At 34.2% G+C, this 3,088-nt stretch carries 4 protein-coding genes; all 4 read right to left on the bottom strand.

The genetic code is table 11. The features are described from left to right. Nucleotides 1-53: 53 nt before the first annotated feature. On the bottom strand, nucleotides 54-344 hold the full coding sequence (locus OZD61_RS00195) for an ankyrin repeat domain-containing protein (protein ID WP_274979399.1): 291 nt from the start codon (nucleotides 342-344) through the stop codon (nucleotides 54-56). 140 nt (nucleotides 345-484) lie between these two features. After that, complete coding sequence (locus OZD61_RS00190; RefSeq protein WP_274979398.1) at nucleotides 485-1,648, bottom strand: multidrug effflux MFS transporter; 1,164 nt, start codon at nucleotides 1,646-1,648, stop codon at nucleotides 485-487. Nucleotides 1,649-1,833: 185 nt separating this feature from the next. Beyond that, nucleotides 1,834-2,649 carry a hypothetical protein gene (locus tag OZD61_RS00185; protein WP_274979397.1) on the bottom strand — a complete coding sequence of 272 codons (816 nt, stop codon included), beginning with the start codon at nucleotides 2,647-2,649 and terminating at the stop codon, nucleotides 1,834-1,836. Nucleotides 2,650-2,706: 57 nt separating this feature from the next. Further along, nucleotides 2,707-3,088: GTA baseplate fiber-binding domain-containing protein (locus tag OZD61_RS00180; RefSeq protein ID WP_274979396.1), on the bottom strand; the 382-nt coding region annotated here is incomplete at its 5' end.

The following is a 3,088-nucleotide window of genomic DNA, read 5'->3' as shown; positions in this document are numbered from 1 at the left end:
ACCAGCTTGCAAATGATTGTCCTTTCCTTCATTTCTCTCCTATTACGAAGATTTTAAACAGGTTCTAAAACTTCTACTACCCCTTTATGGTCCTCTTTAGCAGCCCGATGTAGAGGAGTCTCTTTTAACTCATTTGTTGCATTAACATTTGCCCCATTATTTAGTAAAACTTCTACTACCCCTTTATGGCCCTTTTCAGCAGCCAAATGTAGAGGAGTCTTGTTATCTTGATCTTTTACATTAACCTTTGCTCCTTCACTTATTAGACTTTTTACTTTCTCAATATTACCTTCTAGAGCAGCCTTACGTAATTCAGCATTTATATCTCTGTTTGAATTGCTCATCCCATACCTCCTGTAAAACTATATTGTTATGATAAAGTCGTTAATAATCTATGAGCTCTCACCCCCTGTAAAATTATATTATCATGATAAAGTCATTAATAACCCATGAGCTCTATGTTCCTGGATCACGCAAATAATGGTTATTCCCTGTGTTTTTCAGTACATTTGAGCTGGCTGTACATAAGAATTGCAATTGTAGAGCATGCTATTGTTAATAGTAAATTTGGTAAAATACCATAGCGAAAAAATTTTCCTACTATATATATTCCAATAGCCCCAAACATCATATTGCAGAATGAGAGGACTGCACTACCAAGCCCTATACCTTTGATCGTTTCTAAAGCAGAAGTTACGTTATTGCTTATTATTAATGCAAGTCCGATATTGGCTGGAATCCAAACAGTTTGAAGAATGAATATATTCAACTTGTCCGCGAAATAAAAATATACCAATAAACTATCGGATATTATCGGTAACACCAAACCTATTATTAGCATTTTACTCACCCCTATTTTCGGCACATATCTCCTGTTAATTAAAGTTCCAATTATGTAAAATATGACTATGATCGATATGAGGTAGCCAAAATACTGTACTTCAATGCCCATCAATTCAAATATGAACGGGTAGTTAGCAATGTATGCCCAAAGCCACATGAAAGTTAATCCATGAATGGCTGAAAACCCAAGGAAACGATAATTTCTAAATATTGATATATATTGCTTGAAGATATTAGTAGTTATGTTAGTTATACTGGTTTCATTTTTATTTACAGTGAGTGTTTCTTGTAACTTAAAGTAGATAAAAATAAGTATAGCAATTGCTGCGAGTGACATAATAAAAAACAAAAATTTCCAATGATAACCATGTGAAATTATATAACTGCCCACCACTGGAGCTATTCCAGGTGAGAGTGCCACAACCATATTTAATTTTGAAATTACTCTCGAGTATTCACTACCTGAGTACATATCCCTTATTGCTGCATACCCAACAACACCTGCAACACCAGCCCCTGTTCCTTGTATGAAGCGAATTAGTATCAAGAGCGCAATACTGTCGGCTATATAACATATGACACTTGCCAAAGTAAAAATTGTCATACCAATCAGCATCATTGGACGCCTACCATAATGGTCCGACAATGGACCATAAATTAATCCAGACACCGCAAATCCAACTAGATTCAAGCTAATTGTAAGCTGCACTACACTGCCTTCTACTTTAAAATAATTGGCAATGCTTGGTAGTGCAACTGAGTACAAATCAGTTGCCATATCGACAATTGCTACAGACAATATCATAATAAGAGAGATGATATCTTGCGAAAGAGCTGTTTTCACTTAATGATTTACTGGATTAAATATACTTAATTATAATGTATTTTTTTCATTAGTATAAGTACAATGTTACATAGTAAACGATGTCATTCGAGTAGCGGACACTGAAATCTTAAGCTAAAATCATGAAAAGCACGAATTTCAATATTTTACCTTTGATTATTCATTTTAAGCTTTAAGTCTTCAACAGAAGATGCATTTGCCTCACTTACTACCTTTAGTGGTTCACCAAGACTATGTTCCACTTTTGTCTCAAATTTAAAGCCCAATTTTTCGCAAAGCTTCTGAAAATATTCAACAATAACATCAAACAAATTCCTACCACTTACTTTGTAGTTTTTTAGCTCTTTAGGAATGGTAAGAAGTACTTTACCATCTTCATATGTTACATTTTTATCTTCACATTTCAGTTTAAACTCCGCTGAACTGCAAAAACCTGGTGTTTCGATATATGTACAATCATCATAGTTAAGCATTTTTGTATATTTCATGCTAAAACTAAGCTTTATACAATTGGGTTCACGATGATCCATAATATACTCTCTTGTCATACAGTTGCTTTGCATTGACAAATGAAAAGATCCAAGAGCTTGACTCATATCATTAGGAAGAAAATGAGTATATCCGCCCTGATAATAGTTATTTATTAACTCCTCAATAATAGAGTTATTGGGAATTGTTCCACCAACGTGTTTAAACATTTCTGTAAAAATTTGTCTGAGAAATGGACGATAATTCCCTTTTCCGTTTTCATCCCGTAGAATTAGATTTTTATGTTTTGAATACAGATCGTTAATAAATTCGTTAGTTATTTTTTGTCCGTTAATAGCAAGGCCGTGTGTTCTATTAAGATCCTTATATGTTCCCTCACCAGAAATTACTTCGTCCCAAGTGTTAGCTTTGAAATCAGCATATTTGAGCTTCTTCACTTCAGCTTTCAACGCACTGACCATTTCCTTTGACATGTTATATCTCTACCATTAACACCTGTATGTTAATTCTAGCACTTACTTTATTAAATTTCAATTACTAAATGAATTCATCACTTTCACTTCCGTATTTTCCAGCGAGTCACCGTAAGTCACTGCTTTTAGGTAAAACTTTTTTCCCCTTTGCACTTCGAAAGATATTATTGAATCATCAAGTAGAACAAATTTTTCACCTGCAGTGTGCTGATACTCTTTAGTGCCTTCTTGCCCTCTAATTAGATTGCTAAGCTTATATTTATTTTTATCTATAAGTTCGGCACTCTGAAATTTTACTATCCCTTTTCCAACCAGTGCTAAATTGCTTACATTTATAGTACTAACATTAGTGCTTGTAAAACCCTCTTCTGTCATCCCAGTGCCTGACACTGGGATGGCTTTGTTGCATAGGAACTGAAAAAATCTGGTGGCTACTGAC

The sequence above is a fragment of the Wolbachia endosymbiont of Drosophila bocki genome (assembly GCF_028982005.1).
In the GTDB taxonomy this organism is placed as follows: domain Bacteria; phylum Pseudomonadota; class Alphaproteobacteria; order Rickettsiales; family Anaplasmataceae; genus Wolbachia; species Wolbachia pipientis.
Note: the sequence above shows the minus strand (reverse complement) of the source record. Positions and strands in the feature narration are given on the sequence as shown.